This window comes from Burkholderia sp. 22313, from assembly GCF_052045245.1.
Lineage (GTDB): Bacteria > Pseudomonadota > Gammaproteobacteria > Burkholderiales > Burkholderiaceae > Burkholderia.
On record NZ_JBQEON010000004.1, the window covers coordinates 197,083 to 214,694 of the forward strand.

Annotated in this window: 13 protein-coding genes; 5 read left to right on the plus strand and 8 right to left on the minus strand. The window is 68.1% G+C overall.

The genetic code is table 11. The annotated features are described in order from the left end of the window. Positions 1 to 88 precede the first annotated feature (88 nt). The 4 genes from ACTJKF_RS05765 to ACTJKF_RS05780 form a co-directional block, all read right to left on the minus strand. Positions 89 to 1,414, minus strand: coding sequence for an ABC transporter substrate-binding protein (locus tag ACTJKF_RS05765; RefSeq protein WP_440622597.1), 1,326 nt, complete (start codon positions 1,412 to 1,414; stop codon positions 89 to 91). Between the two features lie 82 nt (positions 1,415 to 1,496). Beyond that, positions 1,497 to 2,855 carry a D-tagatose-bisphosphate aldolase, class II, non-catalytic subunit gene (locus tag ACTJKF_RS05770; protein ID WP_440622598.1) on the minus strand — a complete coding sequence of 453 codons (1,359 nt, stop codon included), beginning with the start codon at positions 2,853 to 2,855 and terminating at the stop codon, positions 1,497 to 1,499. Beyond that, positions 2,843 to 3,799, minus strand: coding sequence for a sugar kinase (locus ACTJKF_RS05775; RefSeq protein ID WP_440622643.1), 957 nt, complete (start codon positions 3,797 to 3,799; stop codon positions 2,843 to 2,845). The genes ACTJKF_RS05770 and ACTJKF_RS05775 overlap by 13 nt, the downstream gene beginning before the upstream one ends. Before the next feature lie 72 nt (positions 3,800 to 3,871). Further along, on the minus strand, positions 3,872 to 4,648 hold the full coding sequence (locus ACTJKF_RS05780) for an L-iditol 2-dehydrogenase (RefSeq protein ID WP_440622599.1): 777 nt from the start codon (positions 4,646 to 4,648) through the stop codon (positions 3,872 to 3,874). Between the two features lie 328 nt (positions 4,649 to 4,976). On the opposite strand from ACTJKF_RS05780, the gene ACTJKF_RS05785 reads away from it, so the two are divergent. The 4 genes from ACTJKF_RS05785 to ACTJKF_RS05800 are packed head-to-tail and all read left to right on the plus strand — an operon-like array spanning position 4,977 to position 8,088. Then, complete coding sequence (locus ACTJKF_RS05785) at positions 4,977 to 5,438, plus strand: Fur family transcriptional regulator (RefSeq protein ID WP_440622600.1); 462 nt, start codon at positions 4,977 to 4,979, stop codon at positions 5,436 to 5,438. 47 nt (positions 5,439 to 5,485) lie between these two features. Next, the gene (locus ACTJKF_RS05790) at positions 5,486 to 6,409 is read left to right on the plus strand and encodes a metal ABC transporter solute-binding protein, Zn/Mn family (protein ID WP_440622601.1); all 924 of its coding nucleotides are present in this window, start codon (positions 5,486 to 5,488) and stop codon (positions 6,407 to 6,409) included. A 13-nt stretch (positions 6,410 to 6,422) separates the two neighbouring features. Then, the gene (locus tag ACTJKF_RS05795) at positions 6,423 to 7,313 is read left to right on the plus strand and encodes an ABC transporter ATP-binding protein (RefSeq protein WP_440622602.1); all 891 of its coding nucleotides are present in this window, start codon (positions 6,423 to 6,425) and stop codon (positions 7,311 to 7,313) included. Continuing rightward, a complete protein-coding gene (locus tag ACTJKF_RS05800; RefSeq protein ID WP_440622603.1) occupies positions 7,306 to 8,088 on the plus strand; it encodes a metal ABC transporter permease in 783 nt (260 codons plus the stop codon). Before ACTJKF_RS05795 ends, ACTJKF_RS05800 begins: the two co-directional genes overlap by 8 nt. 113 nt (positions 8,089 to 8,201) lie before the next feature. On the opposite strand, the gene fghA is transcribed toward ACTJKF_RS05800, so the two are convergent. Together fghA and ACTJKF_RS05810 are read right to left on the minus strand one after the other, a co-directional pair. Then, positions 8,202 to 9,050: an S-formylglutathione hydrolase gene (gene fghA, locus ACTJKF_RS05805; RefSeq protein ID WP_440622604.1), complete on the minus strand. Its 849-nt coding sequence runs from the start codon at positions 9,048 to 9,050 to the stop codon at positions 8,202 to 8,204. 258 nt (positions 9,051 to 9,308) lie between these two features. Next, positions 9,309 to 10,790, minus strand: a complete 1,482-nt coding sequence (locus ACTJKF_RS05810; RefSeq protein WP_440622605.1) for a xylulokinase — start codon at positions 10,788 to 10,790, stop codon at positions 9,309 to 9,311. A gap of 450 nt (positions 10,791 to 11,240) precedes the next feature. Between ACTJKF_RS05810 and ACTJKF_RS05815 the strand changes: the two genes are divergently transcribed. Continuing rightward, positions 11,241 to 12,617: a nucleobase:cation symporter-2 family protein gene (locus ACTJKF_RS05815; RefSeq protein ID WP_440622606.1), complete on the plus strand. Its 1,377-nt coding sequence runs from the start codon at positions 11,241 to 11,243 to the stop codon at positions 12,615 to 12,617. A 269-nt stretch (positions 12,618 to 12,886) separates the two neighbouring features. Here the strand turns inward: ACTJKF_RS05815 and ACTJKF_RS05820 are convergent, their stop codons facing one another. Both ACTJKF_RS05820 and bpeB read right to left on the minus strand, forming a co-directional pair. Further along, positions 12,887 to 14,410, minus strand: coding sequence for an efflux transporter outer membrane subunit (locus ACTJKF_RS05820; RefSeq protein ID WP_440622608.1), 1,524 nt, complete (start codon positions 14,408 to 14,410; stop codon positions 12,887 to 12,889). Beyond that, positions 14,410 to 17,610, minus strand: coding sequence for an efflux RND transporter permease BpeB (gene bpeB / locus ACTJKF_RS05825; protein ID WP_440622609.1), 3,201 nt, complete (start codon positions 17,608 to 17,610; stop codon positions 14,410 to 14,412). Before bpeB ends, ACTJKF_RS05820 begins: the two co-directional genes overlap by 1 nt. Positions 17,611 to 17,612 lie beyond the last annotated feature (2 nt).

Here is a 17,612-nt window from a genome sequence, read left to right on the forward strand (position 1 = left end):
GGGCGCGAACGGCCTGCCCGCCTGTCCGCCTCGCCGGCCCGCGCCGTGTGCAACGGCGCACGGTGCGGGCCGCGCGACGGCTTGCGCGTTACTTCTTGTAGCCGGCCTGCCGAACCGCGCGGTCCGCGGCCGCCTGCCCCGCGGCAAGCGCCTGGTCGACCGTCATCTGGCCGGCGACCGCACCGGCAATCGATTGGCCGACCACCGTGCCGAACGACTGGAATTCAGGAATCCCGACGTACTGCACGCCCGTGTACGGCACCTTCTTCAGCGACGGATCGTTCGGGTCGGCCGTCTCGATCGCCTTCAGCACGAAGTCCGAGAACGGCGCGGCGGCCTTGTACTCGGGCCGCTGGTAGGTCGACGCGCGCGTGCCCGGCGGCACCGACGCCCAGCCTTCGTCCTTGCCGACCATCTCGATGTACTGCTTCGACGTCGCCCATGCGATGAACTTGCGCGCGGCGTCCTGCTGCTTCGACGTCTTCGGCACGGCCAGCGCCCACGCCCACAGCCAGTGCGAGCCCTTCGGCGTGACGGCGACCGGCGCAGCCGCGAAACCGATCTTGTCGGCGACCTGCGACTGCTGCTTGTTATAGAGCATCCCGGCCGCGACCGTCGCGTCGATCCACATCGCGCACTTGCCCGAGGCGGTCAGCGTCAGGTTCTCGTTGAAGCCGTTCGAGCTCGCTCCCGGCGGGCCGTCTTTCTTCAGCAGATTCACGTAGAAGTTGATCGCCTTCTTCCATTCCGGCGACGTCAGCTGCGCGTTCCAGTTCTCGTCGAACCAGCGCCCGCCGAACGTGTTCACGACCGTCGACACGTACGCCATGTTCTCGCCCCACCCGGCCTTGCCGCGCAGGCAGATCCCGTAGATGCCCTTTGCCTTGTCGGTGAGCTTGTCCGCGAACCCGGCGATCTGGTCGTAGGTCGGCTGGTCGGGCATCTTGAGCCCCTTCGCCGCGAACAGGTCCTTGCGGTAAAACGTCATCGAGCTCTCGACGTAGAACGGCAGCGCATACAGCTGGCCGTTGTACGACAGGCTGTCGCGCGCCGTCTTCACGATGTCGTTCAGGTCGTAATCGGCCGGCAGCCCGGTCATCGGCGCGAGCCAGCCGCGCTTGCCCCATTGCGGCGCCTCGTAGGTGCCGATCGCCATCACGTCGAACTGGCCGCTGCCGGTCGTGATGTCGGTGGTCGCGCGCTGGCGCAGCACGTTCTCCTCGAGGATCACCCAGTTCAGCTTGATGTCCGGGTTCGCCTTCTCGAACGCCGGCGACAGCTTCTTCAACTCGATCATGTCCGGGTTGTTCAGCGTCGCGATCGTCAGCGTGCCGGCGGACGCCGCGCACGCGGCCGTCGCGAACGCGGCCCCGGCGAAGCAGCGTGCGGCGGCATCGAGCATCTTTCGTTGCATGGCTTGTCTCCAGTGATTATTCGAACTGTCGTCGGTGTTGCGTGTTGCGTATGTCGTGTTGCGTCGTTTCCTTCTCGGCCCGTCACGCCGGCCGCTGCATCCCGCACGCGCGCGCATAGTGCGCGATCACGTCGCGTATCCGGTGGCGCACCCATGCGCGCGGCTCCTTCGCGAGGCCGCCCGCGCGGCACGCCGCGTATACGTCCGGCAACCATTGCGCGACGAGCGTTTCCGGCACCGGCTGCCGCGCGAGATTGCCGAACAACTGCTCGACCGCCGCCGCGACGGCCGGCTGCAGCCAGTAGTAGCGGATCCGGTCGCTGTAGCTGAACTGGCGCGCGAGCCGCTGCTCGGTCTCGTCGCCGCGATAGTACGGCGCCCAGTGCTCGGGTTGCGCGCGCATCGCGGCGTCCACCACGTCGCGCAATCGCGAGCGCTGCGCGACGTCGTCGATCAGCGCGTCCTCGATGAAGGTGAGCGCGAACAGCGCCTCGCGCAGCGCGAACGTCAGCGCGGGGCCGACCTTCAGCACCGCGAAGTGGTCGCGCACGAGCGCGGCGAGCGCGCCTTCGGTCTGGTAGTCGGTCGAATGCGCTTCGAACACGAGGCGCGGCGTGCGCAGGATGCTCGCGCCGAGCGACGCGGCCTTCGCGCTGTCGTAGTCGAGCACGTTCCGGTCGTCGAAATCGACGCCCGGCTGCGCGACGATCGCGACCACGCGGGTCCATGCATCATCGAGCCCTGCCGCCGCGAATGCACGGCGGTGTGCGTCGAGCGTCGCGGCGATGCTGTCGCTGCGCGTGACCGCGATCCGCGCGATCGCGGCGCCGTCGGCATCGCCCTCGCCTGCCATTTCGCCGCCCGGCGTCGGCACCTCGGTGCCGATCACGTAGACGGGCGCGACCCCGGCGCGCGACGCTGCGTCTTCCGCGGCGCGGCACAGCTCGGCCGCGCGTGCGGCAATCGTCCGGTCGTCGAGCCGCGCGGGATCGTCCGCGCACGCCATGCTCGCATCGAGGTGGATCTTCTCGAATCCGGCTTCGACGTACGCGACGACCATCGCCGCCGCTTCGCGCATCGCGTCGGCCGCGCGGCGATGCCGCCACGGGTTCGGGCCGAGATGGTCGCCGCCGAGCACGAGCGCCGACGGCGCGAGCCCGCAGCGCTGCGCGATCGCATCGACGTCGCGCCGGAAATCGGCGGGCGTCATGCCCGTGTAGCCGCCGAGATGATTCACCTGGTTGCAGGTCGCCTCGATCAAGAGCGGCGAGCCGTCCGCGCGCGCGGCTTCGCACGCGGCCTCCAGCACGAGCCGGTGCGCACTGCAGATCGAATAGATGCCGCGCTGCGCATCCGCGCGGTTCGCGTCGAAGATCATCCGCAGCACGGCATCGGCGTGCGCGCTGCGCGGGCGTTCGGCGATGGGCGTCAGGCCGGACATGCGACACCTCGTTCGGTCAGGAAACGGTCGATCTCGGCCGCGCTGCTGTTGCCCTCCATCGGGCCGCGCCGCGTGACCGCGATCGCACCGGCCGCGTTCGCGCGGCGCAACGCGACGTCGGTCGGCAGGCCGGCGACGAGGCTCGCGACCAGCGTGCCGCCGAAGCAGTCGCCGGCGCCGGTCGGATCGACTTCGTCGACCTGGAACGCAGGCGCTTCGGCGCGGTTCGCGCGGTCGAACGCGACGCTGCCTTGCGCGCCGCGCTTCAGCACGACGCGTTCGAGCAGCGGATGCGTCGCAAGCAGGCCGGCGATCGCGCGCTCGGCCGGTTGCGGCCCGCAGAAGAACGGCAGATCGGCCTCGCTCGGCAGGAACAGGTGGCACGCGGCGAGCATCGCGTCGAGCGCCGCGCGCATCGGGCGGAAGCTCAGCATCTCGGGCCGCACGTTCGGATCGAACGACACCTTCGCGCCGGCGCGCGCCGCTTCGATCACGCCGCGCTGCACGGCCGCGATCGCCGATTCGCTCGTCAGCGACGAGCCCATCACATGGAAGTAGCGGCAGCCGTCGAACATCGCGGTGTCGACGTCCGAGGCGTCGACGCACGCGGCGGCGCTGCTGGAAAGACTGAACACGAAGCTGCGCGAGCCGTCGTCGCGATACGCAACGAACGCGGTGCCGGTCGGACGCGCGACGCGGCGAATGCGCGCGACGTCGACGCCGTCGCACTCGAGCCGCGCGACGATCGCATCGCCGAACGCATCGCGGCCGACGCAGCCCGCATACGCGACGCGCGCGCCGAGCCGCGCGGCCTGGTCGGCGAAGATCGCCGGCGCGCCGCTCGGGAACGGGCCCGCGAACAGGCCCGGCGTATCGAAGCCCTGGCCGCGCTCGGCGGCGACGAATTCGGCCAGCAGTTCGCCGGCGACCACGATCTCGGCCATCATGCGTGCCCTCGTGCGGCGGCGGCCGCGCGCAGCGGCTCCGCCTGGGTTGCGCGTGCGAGCGGCGTCAAGTCAGCTCATCCAGTTGCCGCCGTCGACGTTCAACGTCTGGGCGGTGATGTAGTCCGCGTCGGCCGACGCGAGAAATAGCGCGGCGCCCGTCAGGTCGCCCGGCACGCCCATGCGGCCGAGCGGCACCGCTTCGCCGACGAGCCGCTTCTTCTCGCCGAGCGGGCGATGCTCGTAGCGGGCGAAGAGCGCATCGACCTGCTCCCACATCGGCGTGTCGACCACGCCCGGCGCGATGCCGTTCACGTTGATCCGGTGCGGCGCGAGCGCGAGCGCGGCCGACTGCGTGTAGCTGATGACCGCCGCCTTGGTCGCGCAGTAGTGCGAAACGAGTGCCTCGCCGCGACGCCCGGCCTGCGACGACATGTTGACGATCTTGCCGCCGCGCCCCTGCTCGACCATCCGCTGCGCGACCGCCTGCATCAGGAAGAACAGCCCTTTCACGTTGACCGCGAACAGCTGGTCGAACACGTCCCAGGATTCGTCGAGGATCGGGCGCATGTCGAACAGCGCCGCGTTGTTGAACAGGATGTCGACACCGCCGAAGCGCTCGACCGCGGTCGCGACGATCCGCTCGATGTCGTCACGGCGGGTGACGTCCGCGGTGACGGCCACCGCGCGGCCGGGATGCGCTTCGATCAGTTGCGCGAGCGAACCGCTCGCCGGCTTCAGGTCCACCAGCACGCAGCGCGCGCCCTCGTCCAGATAGCGTTGCGCCACTGCCTCGCCGATGCCGCTTGCCGCGCCCGTCAGGATCGCGACCTTCTCTGCCAGTCTCACGGGTTGTCTCCGGTTCGTTCTGCTGCACGAAGGTCACGAGGTGAGCGAACGCTCGCTGATCGATCAATTGCTCTGTTGTTGGTCGAATAATCGGATACGCGATTCGCGCTGTCAAGGCGGCACGACGGCTTTCGATGATGCGCTGCGGCACGGCCGCACCTCGCACGGGCCGGCGCGCCACGCCCGGCAAGGCGCGGCGTGCTGGGTGCGGCGCGGCTGAAACGGCGATGAAGGGGACGGAAGAGCTGTTCGGGGCGGAATTCGGGCTGCACGGCGGCGAGATACGTTATATCATCGCCATACTTCGTTTCATTGCCTGCTTCACGCCATGGCTACCTCATCGCCCATCGACGCCCGGCTCTCCCGGGCCGATACATTCGCCGCCGAGCACGGGCTCGCGTGGACGCCGCTGCGCCGCCAGGTCTACGAACGCGTGCTGGCCGCGCAGCGCCCGATCGGCGCGTACGACCTGCTCGCCGAGCTCGAGCCGCAGCGCGGCCGGGTGCCGCCCACGACCGTCTATCGCGCGCTGGATTTCCTCGTCGAGCACGGCTTCATCCACCGGATCGAATCGAAGAACGCGTTCTTCGCGTGCTGCGAGATCGGCGTGCCGCACGAAGGCCAGTTCCTGATCTGCGATTCGTGCGGCGAGACCGTCGAGATTCCGGGCAGCGACCTCGCGAAGCAGCTGTCCGCGAGCGCGCCCGCGCACGGGTTCGAAGTCCACCATCAGGTCGTCGAGCTGAACGGCCTGTGCGGGCACTGCAAGGGCAAGCCCGCGCACCGCTGACACCGCACGCGCGCGGCGCCCCGCCGTCCCTTCCAACGAGGAGTTCCATGCCCATTGCCCTGAAGCGCGCGCCGCGGCGCGCCCTGTCGCTTGCCCGCCTGCTGGCCGCCACGGCCGCTGCGGCGGCCGGCCTGTCGATCGCCGCACCCGGCGTGGCCCACGCCGGGACCGTCAACGTCGTCGCTGCCGAGAACTTCTACGGCGACGTCGCGTCGCAGATCGGCGGCCGCCATGTCGCGGTGACCAGCATCCTCAGCAATCCCGACCAGGATCCGCACCTGTTCGAAGCGAGCCCGAAGACCGCGCGCGCGCTGCAGCATGCGCAGGTCGTGATCTACAACGGCGCGGACTACGATCCGTGGATGGGCAAGCTGCTGTCCGCCTCGAAGCAGGCAAAGCGCGCGACGATCGTCGTCGCCGATCTGGTCGGCAAGAAGGCCGGCGACAACCCGCACCTGTGGTACGACCCGGCGACGATGCCGGCCGCCGCACGCGCGATCGCGGCCGAGCTCGGCCGCGCCGACCCGGCGAACAAGGCCGACTACGACGCGAACCTGCAGAAATTCGTCGCGTCGCTGAAGCCGATCGACGACAAGGTCGCCGCGCTGCGCACGCAATACAAGGGCGTGCCGGTGACGGCCACCGAGCCCGTGTTCGGCTACATGTCCGACGCGATCGGCCTCGACATGCGCAACCAGCGCTTCCAGCTCGCGACGATGAACGACACCGAGGCGAGCGCGCAGGACGTCGCCGCGTTCGAGAACGACCTGCGCAAGAAGCAGGTGCGCGCGCTGATCTACAACAGCCAGGCCGAAGCGCCGATGACCAAGCGCCTGCTGAAGGTTGCACGCGACGGCGGCGTGCCGAGCGTGAGCGTCACCGAGACGCAGCCGGCCGGCAAGACCTTCCAGCAATGGATGGCCGGCCAGCTCGACGCGCTCGCGGCCGCGCTTTCCGTCAGCAAGAAATGATCAACCCTACGAAATGACCGCCACTCCTCACGCACTCGCCCTCGATCGCGTCACGCTCGAACTGGGCGGCCGCACGATCCTGCGCGACGTCAGCTTCTCGATCGAACCCGGCGAATTCGTCGGCGTGCTCGGGCCCAACGGCGCGGGCAAGACGACACTGATGCGCGCGGTGCTCGGCCTCGTGCCCGTCACGGGCGGCACGCTGTCGGTCGGCGGCGTGCCGGTCGTGCGCGGCAACGCATCGATCGGCTACATGCCGCAGATCAGGAGCGGCCTCGCGAATCGCCGGATGCGCGGTTACGACTTCGTCGCGATGGCCGCTGACGGCCACCGCTGGGGGCTGCCGCACACGAACGCCGCGACGCGCCGCGATGTCGATCGCGTGCTCGATCTCGTCGGCGGTCCGACGCTCGCGCGCCGGCCGCTGTCGGAACTGTCGGGCGGCGAGCGGCAGCGCCTGCTGCTCGCGCAATGCCTGCTCGGCAGCCCGAAGCTGCTGCTGCTCGACGAGCCGCTGATCAGCCTCGACCCGAACCACCAGCGCGGCGTCGTCGAACTCGTGCGCAACGTGCAGCGCGAGCTCGGCATCACCGTGCTGTTTTCCGCGCACGAACTGAATCCGCTGCTGAACGCGCTCGACCGTGTGCTGTATCTCGGCAACGGCGTCGCGGCGCTCGGCACCGTCGACGAGGTGATCACCCGGCCCGTGCTGTCGCGGCTCTACGGCTCGCCGATCGACGTGATGCGCGTGAACGGCAAGATCTTCGTGATGTCGGGCGACGTCGAGATCGAAAAGCACGATCACGAACACGAGGACGACGACGGTCACTCGCACGGCAGCGGCGGCGGCCACGACCATCACCACCACGGACACGCTCATCCCGGGCATTCGCACGATGTTTGAATACGACTTCATGATCAACGCGTTCGCCGCGTCGGGGATCGTCGCGGTGCTCGCGGGCATCGTCGGCTACTTCCTGGTGCTGCGCGGACAGACCTTCGCCGGCCACGCGCTGTCGCACGTCGGCTTCACCGGCGCGACCGGCGCGGTGCTGCTCGGCATCTCGCCGATCTGGGGGATGGTCGGCTTCACGCTTGCGGCCGGGATCGGGATGGGCGCGCTCGGCGAACGGCTCGCGGGCCGCGACGTCGCGATCGGCGTGATCCTGTCGGGCGCGCTCGGCTTCGGGCTGCTGTTCCTGCACTTCTACACGTCGTTCGCGACGCAGGTCACCGCGCTGCTGTTCGGCAACGTGCTCGCGGTCAGCCACGACACGCTCGCGGTGCTGGCCGGCATCGGCGCGGTGAGCCTCGTCGCGCTGGCGCTGATCGCACGGCCGCTGCTGTTCGCGTCGCTGCAGCCCGAGCTGGCCGAAGCGAAGGGGGTGTCGCTGCGCACGGTATCGATGCTGTTTCTCGCGGTGTGTGCGCTCGCAGTGGCCGCCGCAACGCAGATCGTCGGCGTGCTGCTGGTGTTCACGCTGCTCGTCGGGCCGGCCGCGGCCGCTCAGAACGTGTCGACGCGGCTGTCGACCGGCGTGGTGCTCGCCGCGCTGTTCGCGCTGTTCGAGGCGTGGGCCGGGATCGCGCTCGCGTATCACACCGACTGGCCGACGAGCTTCTGGATCACCGCGCTGTCCGGGCTTGTGTATGGGGCGAGCTTGTTGCGGCGCCGCTGATCGCGTCGAATGGCCACAACGAAAACGCCGGCATGCCCGACGGGCAGTACCGGCGTTTTTTCATGCGCGCACGATTTGCGGCGCGCGAGGTACGCGTTGCCTGCTTGCTGCGCTCATCGCGCCAACACCCGCGCATGATGCGCGATGTGATCGGCGATGAACGTCGAGATGAAGTAGTAGCCGTGGTCGTAGCCTTCATGGCGGCGCAGCGTCAGCGGCTGGCCGGCCTTCTCGCACGCCGCTTCGAATACGTCGGGGTTCAGCTGGTTCGCGAGGAACTGATCGGCGAGGCCCTGATCGACGAGGATGCCGCCAGCGAACTTCGGTGCATCCGCGCGCGCGACGAGTTCGCTCGCGTCGTGCTGCTTCCACGCTTCGCGATCGGCGCCGAGGTATCCCGAGAACGCCTTCTCGCCCCACGGGCAGCGCGTCGGCGCGGCGATCGGCGCGAACGCCGACACCGACCGGTACAGGTCCGGATGGCGCAACGCGAGCGTCAGCGCGCCATGCCCGCCCATCGAGTGACCGAAGATCCCGAGCCGCGCGCCGTCGATCGGCAGCGCGGCCGCGACGAGCTCGCGCAGCTCGCCCGTCACGTACGACTCCATCCGGTAATGCGTCGACCACGGCGCTTGCGTCGCGTCGACATAGAAGCCCGCGCCGACGCCGAAATCCCACGCATCGGTTTCGCCCGGCACACCCGCGCCGCGCGGGCTCGTATCGGGCATCACGAGCGCGATACCGTGCTGCGCCGCGTACTGCTGCGCGCCGCCCTTGATCGCGAAAGTCTCGTCGGTGCACGTGAGCCCCGCGAGGTAGAACAGCGCCGGCACGCGACCGTGCGCGGCCTGCGGCGGCAGGTACACCGAGAACTTCATCGGCAGGCCGATCGCCTTCGAATCGTGGCGATAGAAGCGTTGCTCGCCGCCGTGGCAAGCATGCGAAGAAACGAGTTCGAGCATGGGATTCCCTTCCGTTCAATACAGCACGATCGGGCGAAACGATTCGCCCGTCTTCATCGGGTGGGCGCCGCCGCGGAGCTTCGTGAGCGGCGCACGTGCGAGATCAGGTCAAGGCGTGCCGTGCGGGTTCGCATCCGACACCGCAAAACCGCATCGTGCTCGCCATGATCGCCGATCGCGCCGCGCATCGCGCGCGCGAAACAGCCGCCGGCTTGCCACGGTGCGTCACCGCTGACGCAACACGACACGTGCCCGAGTTTAAACGCCGGTCGCAAACCACGCATCCGTTCGCGCATACAGATCGATGAAACGCGCGTGGCGCGCGGCCAGCGCACGATCGTCGCGCGGCGCGGCCACTGGCGATGCGGCCGGCGCCAGCATGCGCAGCGCGTCTTCGCGCCAGTGCCCGATCGCGACGCCCGCGAGCAACGCGGCGCCGCGCGTCGCGGCGTTCGGGCAGTCGACCGCGTCGAGCGACGCGCCCAGCGCATCCGCGAGCAACTGGCGCCAGCGCGGATCAACCGAGCCGCCGCCGGCGAGGCGCAGCGTCGTCACCGGATCGGCCCGGTTCGCGTCGCGAATCGCATCGAGCCCCGCGCGCAATGCGAACGCGACGCCTTCGAAGGCGGCACGCATCATCGCACCGCGCGTGTCGCCGAGCCCGAGGCCGAGCCAGCCGCCGCGCGCATCGGGATTCATCCACGGCGACCGTTCGCCCGTCAGGTACGGCAGAAAGCAAAGCCGCCCGGACGCCGGCTGCGCGAACGCGTCGTCGTATGCGTCCGGCCAGCCCGGATAGCCAAGCCAGCCGCGCACGGCTTCGAGCGCGAGCCCGACGTTCTGCATCGCGGCCATCGTGTAATAGCCGCCGCCGGCCGCCGTGCGATAGCGATGCAGCCCGCGCCGCGCGGGCGGCAACGCATCCGCGAGCACGACGATCTGGCCGCCGCTGCCGGTGGTCAGCAGCGCGTCTCCGGCTGCGACGAGCCCGCTGCCGAGTGCCGCGCACGCGGTATCGGCCGCCCCCGTCGCAAGCGGCACGCCGGCCGGCAGCCCGAGTGCCGCCGCGGCTGTTGCATCGAGCACGCCGCAGCGCGCGCTCGACGCACGCACCGGCGCGAACCGGTCGGCCGGCAAGCCCAGCGTATCGATCAGCGCCGTATCCCATGCGCCGTCCGGCGTCGCGAGCGCGGTCGCGCACGCGTCGCTCGGATCGGCCGCGACCTCGCCGCCGAGCGCGACGCGCAGCCAGTCCTTCGGCTGCACGGCCCAGCGCGCGGCCCGCAGTGCCTGCGGTTCGTGTGCGGCCAGCCAGCGCAACAGCGGCCCCGCCATCCCGGGCGCGACCGGGTTCGGTGCGACGGGCATACCGGCGACGGACATACCGGCGACGGGCATACCGGCATCCGGCCAGTCGGCCGCGTCCGCTTCGCGCACCGCGCGCGTATCGGGCCACAGCATCGCAGGCCGCACCGGCTGCCCGGCCGCGTCGATCGGCACGACGCCATGCATCTGGCCGGAGAAGCCGATCGCGGCGACCTGCTCGCGCTCGCCGGCCGGCAGCCGCGCGGCGGCGCGCACGAGCGCCTGCCACCACACGTCGGGCGCGATCTCGGCCCAGCCGGGCTGCGGCGACGACAACGCATAGGGTTCGCTCGCGACCGCGCGCTCGACGCCATCGGCATCGAGCGTGACGAGTTTGACGGAGCCGGTACCGAGGTCGATTCCGAGCAGGCGCATGACGGGATCAGGTATTCGAGTGGACGGATGACGATGATAGCGGGATCGCGACATGCGGCCCGATTTACGCAGTAGTTGCCGGCCGCGCGGGCGCTGCGAAAACGCGACTGCGCACGGCCGGTTCCATCCGGCTGCACCGTGCCGGCCAAAACGGCCGCTCGCGGGTTAACCCGGCACGATTTTTCACCGGTCGTTTTTGCCACTATGCCGCAATCGCGATACACACCATAAAGCCGCCGATATTTGGCATGGGGGCCCGCACTATTTTGAAGGGCTATAAAACCCGGAAACCTCACTCCAGCGGCAGTTTCCGATGATCGACACCCTGTTTCATGCCCAATTGGCATATCGAACCAGCAAAGAACGGAATAGAACCCAGCGCTCTTGTTGCGATGGTGCATTCCGCATAACTTCGTATCACCCCGAAAACAAGATCATGGAGTGAGACAGATGCAATCGAACACGGTCCATCCGTGCGATGAGGTGCTGCCGACCGGCAAGCTTGTAACGCTTGGTCTCCAGCACGTCCTCGTCATGTACGCCGGCGCTGTCGCCGTGCCGCTTATCGTTGGCGGCGCGCTGAAGCTGCCGAAAGACCAGATCGCGTTCCTGATCAGCGCCGATCTGTTTTCGTGCGGCATCGCCACGCTGATCCAGACGCTCGGCCTGTGGATCTTCGGGATCCGCCTGCCCGTCATCATGGGCTGCACGTTCGCGGCAGTCGGCCCGATGCTCGCGATCGGCACCAACCCCGGCCTCGGCATTCTCGACATCTTCGGCTCGACCATCGCGGCCGGCATCATCGGCATCGTGCTCGCGCCGATGATCGGCAAGCTGTTGCGGTTCTTCCCGCCGGTCGTCGTCGGCACCGTGATCGCGGTGATCGGACTGTCGCTGATGGAAGTCGGGATCAACTGGGCGGCCGGCGGCGTCGGCAACCCCGAATACGGCAGCCCCGTCTACCTCGGCCTGTCGCTGCTCGTGCTCACGCTGATCCTGCTGATCAACAAGTACGGTCGCGGCTTCCTCGCGAACATCTCGGTGCTGCTCGGCATCGTCGCCGGCTTCGTGATCGCGTTTGCGATCGGTCGCGTGAATACCGACGGCGTCGCGCACGCACCGTGGGTCGGCTTCGTGATGCCGTTCCACTTCGGCCTGCCGCACTTCGACCCGCTGTCGATCGCGACGATGGTCACGGTGATGTTCGTCACGTTCATCGAGTCGACCGGCATGTTCCTCGCGGTCGGCGACATGGTCGATCGCCCGGTCGACCAGGAGCGCCTGGTGCGCGGCCTGCGCGTCGACGGCCTCGGCACGCTGATCGGCGGCATCTTCAACTCGTTCCCGCATACGTCGTTCTCGCAGAACGTCGGCCTGATCGGCGTGACGGGTGTGAAGAGCCGGTTCGTCTGCGCGACGGGCGGCGTGATCCTGGTGCTGCTCGGCCTGTTCCCGAAGATGGCGCAGGTCGTCGCGTCGGTGCCGCCGTTCGTGCTCGGCGGCGCAGGCATCGTGATGTTCGGGATGGTCGCGGCAAACGGCATCAAGGTGCTGTCGAAGGTCGACTTCGTGAACAACTCGCACAACCTGTTCATCGTCGCCGTGAGCGTCGGCATGGGCCTCGTGCCGGTCGTGTCGCCGCACTTCTTCTCGAAGCTGCCGCCCGCCCTCGCACCGATCCTGCACAGCGGCATCCTGCTCGCATCGGCCACGGCCGTGATCCTGAACATCGTGTTCAACGGCGTGAAGGGCGAGAAGGACGCGAAGTGCGAGATCCGTCGCGCAGGCCATGACTTCGACGGACGCGCGGCCGACGTGCATCACTGATCCGCCCTGTCGGGACGCGCCGAAGCACGGCGCAGCACGGTAAAGGACAAACGCCACGGCTTGCCGTGGCGTTTTGCCTGGTGGGGCGCGGCGCAGCGAGGCGATGGTCGGCGCGAGCCGGCCGCCTGCCGCCGCCCTTCCTCTCCGCATGCGCCGAACCGGACACGGCAAAAAAAACGCCACGGACTTTCGTCCGTGGCGTTGTCGCATCGCGGGAGCCGCGACGCCAGCGAACCGGTGCGGTCGCCCGCGCCAGCCCGCCGTCGCGCTTACCCGTTCGTCGCCGCTGCCGACGCAGGCGCCGGCGCGGCCGCCTTGTCGTAGTCGACCGTCTGGTCCGGCGCACGCGGCGTCTCGCCCGCGTGCTGGATCCAGCCGCCGCCGAGCGAGCGGTACAGATCGACGAGGTTCGTCCAGCGTGCCAGACGCGCACTGATCAGCGTCTGCTGTGCCGAGTACAGATCGGTCTGCGCAGTCAGCACCGACAGGTAGCTGTCGACCCCGTTCTTGTAGCGCAGGTCCGACAGATCGAAGCGGCGCTGCTGCGCGTGCTCGTTGCGCTCGAGCGCGGCGATCTGCTGGTCGTATGTGCCGCGTGCTGCCAGCCCGTCGGACACTTCGCGGAACGCCGACTGGATCGCCTTCTCGTAGTTGGCGATCTCGATGCGCTTCTGCACGTTTGCGAGGTTGAGGTTCGCGAGGTTCTGCCCGCCTTCGAAGATCGGCATCGTGATCTGCGGCGCGAACGACCACGCCGCCGTGCCGGCCTTGAACAGGCCGCCGAGCGTCGGGCTCGCGGTGCCGAACGCGCCCGTCAGCGAGATGCGCGGGAAGAATGCCGCGCGTGCCGCACCGATGTTCGCGTTCGCGGCGAGCAGCGTCTGCTCGGCCTGCATCACGTCCGGACGACGCGTCAGCAGGTCGGACGGCAGACCGGCCGGCACGTCGGTCAGCAGGTTCTGCGCGTCGAGCGGCATGCCCGCCGGCAGATCGTCCGGCAGCGGCTCGCCGATCAGCAGCACGAGCGCGTTCAGCGCCTGCGCACGCGCACGCGCCTGCGCCTGCTGGTTCGCGAGCGCCGTCTCGACCACCGTCTGCGCCTGACGCAGGTCGAGCTCGGAGCCCGTGCCGTTGTCGAACTGCAGCTTCGTCAGGTCGTACTGCGCCTGAGCGGACTTCAGCGTGTTCTCCGTGACCTGCAGCAGGTCGTCGGTCGACAGCAGCGTCAGATACTGATCCGCGACTTGCGACACGAGCGAAATCTCGGTGGCCTGCCGTGCGTACGACGTCGCCAGGTACTGCGCGAGCGCCTGGTCCTTCAGGCTCTGCACGCGGCCGAACAGGTCGAGCTCCCACGACGCGGACGCGCCGACGTTGTAGGTGCGCGAGATGTACGGCTGCCCCGTCTGCGAAATGCCGCGCGGCACGCGCTGGATGTTGCCCGTACCGGTGCCGTCGAGCGTCGGGAACAAACCGGCGCGCGTGATCTGGTACTGCGCGCGCGACGCCTCGATGTTCAGCACCGCGACCCGCAGGTCGCGGTTGTTCTTCAGCGCGATTTCGATCAGCCGCTGCAGGCGCGGATCGACGAAGAACTCGCGCCAGCCGATGGCGGTCGCAGCTTGCCCGTTCGCGCTGCGCGCGCCGGCAGCACCCGGCTGCGTCGCATAGACGCCGCCGGCCGGGTACGCCTGCGCGACGGGTGCATCGGGCCGCGTGTAATGCGGCGCCATCGTGCAGCCCGTGGCAAGGAGCGCGACCGCGATTGCAGTCAAAGCGTGTTTTTGCATCATCACTGTCCCTTGTTGCCTTCGTCGCCGTTGCCCGGCGTCTCTTCGTGGTGCGAGTGCTCCTGAGCCAGGCGCAGCGCCTCGTCGACGTCTTCCTTCTCGCCGCTGAAGATCGCGCGGATCTTCACGAAGAACATCGGGATCATGAAGATCGCGAGGAACGTCGCCGTGATCATCCCGCCGATCACGCCGGTACCGATCGCGTGCTGGCTGGCCGAACCCGCGCCGTTGCTGATCGCGAGCGGCATCACGCCGAGAATGAACGCGAGCGACGTCATCAGGATCGGACGCAGCCGCAGGCGCGCGGCTTCCAGCGCGGCCTCGATCGGCCCCATCTTCTCCGTCATCTGCAGTTCGCGTGCGAACTCGACGATCAGGATCGCGTTCTTCGCGGACAAGCCCACCGTGGTCAACAGGCCGACCTGGAAGAACACGTCGTTCTCGAGGCCGCGCATCGTCGCCGCGAGCAGTGCGCCGACCACGCCGAGCGGCACCACCATGATCACCGAGAACGGGATCGACCAGCTTTCATACAGTGCCGCGAGACACAGGAACACGACCAGGATCGAGATCGCGTACAGGATCGGCGCCTGCGAGCCCGACTGGATTTCCTGGAACGACAGGCCGGTCCACGAATAGCCGATACCGACCGGCAGCTTCTTCGCGAGCCCTTCCATCGCGGTCATCGCCTGACCGGTCGACTTGCCCGGTGCGGCCTGACCCTGGATTTCCATCGCCGACACGCCGTTGTAGCGCTCGAGCTTCGGCGAACCATACGTCCAGTGACCGGTCGCGAACGCGCTGAACGGCACCATCCCGCCCGACCCGTTGCGCACGTACCAGATGTTCATGTCTTCCGGGGTCATCCGGAACGGTGCGTCCGACTGCACGTACACCTTCTTGATCCGGCCGTCCGTATCCAGGAAGTTGTTCACGTACTTCGACGCCCACGCGATCGAGAACGTCTGGTCGATCGCATCCGCCGTCACGCCGAGCGCGTTCGCCTTCTCGCGATCGATGTCGACCTTGTACTGCGGCGTGTCGTTCAGCCCGTTCGGACGCACGCCCTGCAGCGTCGGATCCTTCGAGGCCATCCCGAGCAGCTGGTTACGCGCGGCCATCAGCGCATCGTGACCAAGACCCGCGTTGTCCGTCAGCTCGAAGTCGAAGCCGGCGGCCGTGCCGAGTTCCGGAATCGACGGCGGGTTGAACGGGATCACGATCGCGTCCTTGTAGCCCGCGTAGCGTCCGAACATCCGGCCGATCAGCGCCTGGACCTTCTGGTTCGCGTGCTGACGCTGCGAGTAGTCCTTCAGCTTCACGAACACGAGACCGGAGTTCTGGCCGCGGCCGGCGAAGCTGAAGCCGTTGACCGTGAACGCGGACTCGACGATTTCCTTCTCGTCCTTCAGCAGGTAGTCGGAAATGTTCGCGAGCGTCTTCGCGGTCGTTTCCTGCGTCGAACCCGACGGCGTCTGCACGATCACGAACATCAGGCCCTGGTCTTCATCGGGCAGGAACGACTTCGGCAGGCGCACGAACAGCAGCCCGACCGCGACGATCACGACCAGATAGATGATGAGCCAGCGGCCCGAGCGCTTGATCACGTGGTGCACGCCGACGTGGTACTTGTCGCGGCTGTTGTTGAACGTGCGGTTGAACCAGCCGAAGAAGCCCTTCTTCTCTTCGTGATGGCCCTGCGGGATCGGCTTGAGGATCGTCGCGCACAGTGCGGGCGTCAGAATCAACGCGACCAGCACCGACAGCACCATCGCCGACACGATCGTCAGCGAGAACTGACGATAGATCGCGCCGACCGAACCGCCGGAGAACGCGACCGGCACGAACACCGCCGACAGCACGAGCGCCACGCCGACGAGTGCGCCGGTGATCTGGCCCATCGCCTTGCGGGTCGCCTCCTTCGGTGACAAGCCCTCTTCCGCCATCACCCGTTCGACGTTCTCCACCACCACGATCGCATCGTCCACCAGCAGGCCGATTGCGAGCACGAGGCCGAACATCGACAGCGTGTTGATCGAGAAGCCCACCAGCGACATGATCGCGAACGTGCCGAGCAGCACCACCGGCACCGCGATCGTCGGGATGATCGTCGCCCGCAGGTTCTGCAGGAACAGATACATCACAAGGAACACGAGCACGATACCTTCGAGCAGCGTCTTGACCACTTCCTCGATCGACAGCTTCACGAACGGCGTCGTGTCGTACGGATACTTCACGACGAGGCCGTGCGGGAAGAACGGTGCGAGCTCGTCGATCTTCGCGCGCACGGCCTTCGCGGTCGCGAGCGCGTTCGCGTTGGTCGCGAGCTGGATACCGAGTGCCGCGGTCGGCTGACCGTTGTACTTCGTGTCGAAGTTGTAGTTTTCGCCGCCGAGCTCGATCTTCGCGACGTCCTTCAGGCGAACCTGCGAGCCGTCCTGGTTGACCTTCAGCAGGATGTTGCCGAACTGCTCGGGCGTCTGCAGCAGCGTCGATTCGGTGATCGTCGCCTGCAGCACGGTGCCCGGCTTGGCCGGCGTGCCGCCGATCTGGCCGCCCGCGATCTGCACGTTCTGCGCGGTGATCGCGGTCGTCACGTCGACCGGCGTGAGGCCGTAGTTGGTCAGGCGGGTCGGGTCGAGCCAGATCCGCATCGCGTACTGCGAGCCGAACAGCGTGACGGTACCGACGCCGTTCAACCGGCTGATCGGATCCTTCACGTGCGACGCCACGAAGTTCGCGAGGTCGTACTTGTTCATGCTGCCGTCTTCGGAGTTGAAGGCGAGCACCAGCAGGAAGCTGCTGCTCGACTTCGTCACCGACAGGCCGAGCTGCTGCACGACCTGCGGCAGAACCGGCGTCGCGAGCGACAGCTTGTTCTGCACCTGGACCTGCGCGATGTCGGCGTTGGTGCCCGGCGCGAAGGTCAGCGTGATCGTCGCGTTGCCCGAGTCGTCACTCGTCGACGACATGTACAGGAAGTTGTCGAGACCGCTCATCTGCTGCTCGATCACCTGCGTCACCGTGTCTTCCACCGTCTTCGCGGAAGCGCCCGGGTAGTTCGCGGTGATCTGGATCGATGGCGGCGCGATCGTCGGATACTGCGCGATCGGCAGCGTGAAGATCGCCGCGACCCCGGCCAGCATCAGGATGATGGCGATCACCCACGCGAAGATCGGGCGATCGATAAAAAACTTTGCCATGA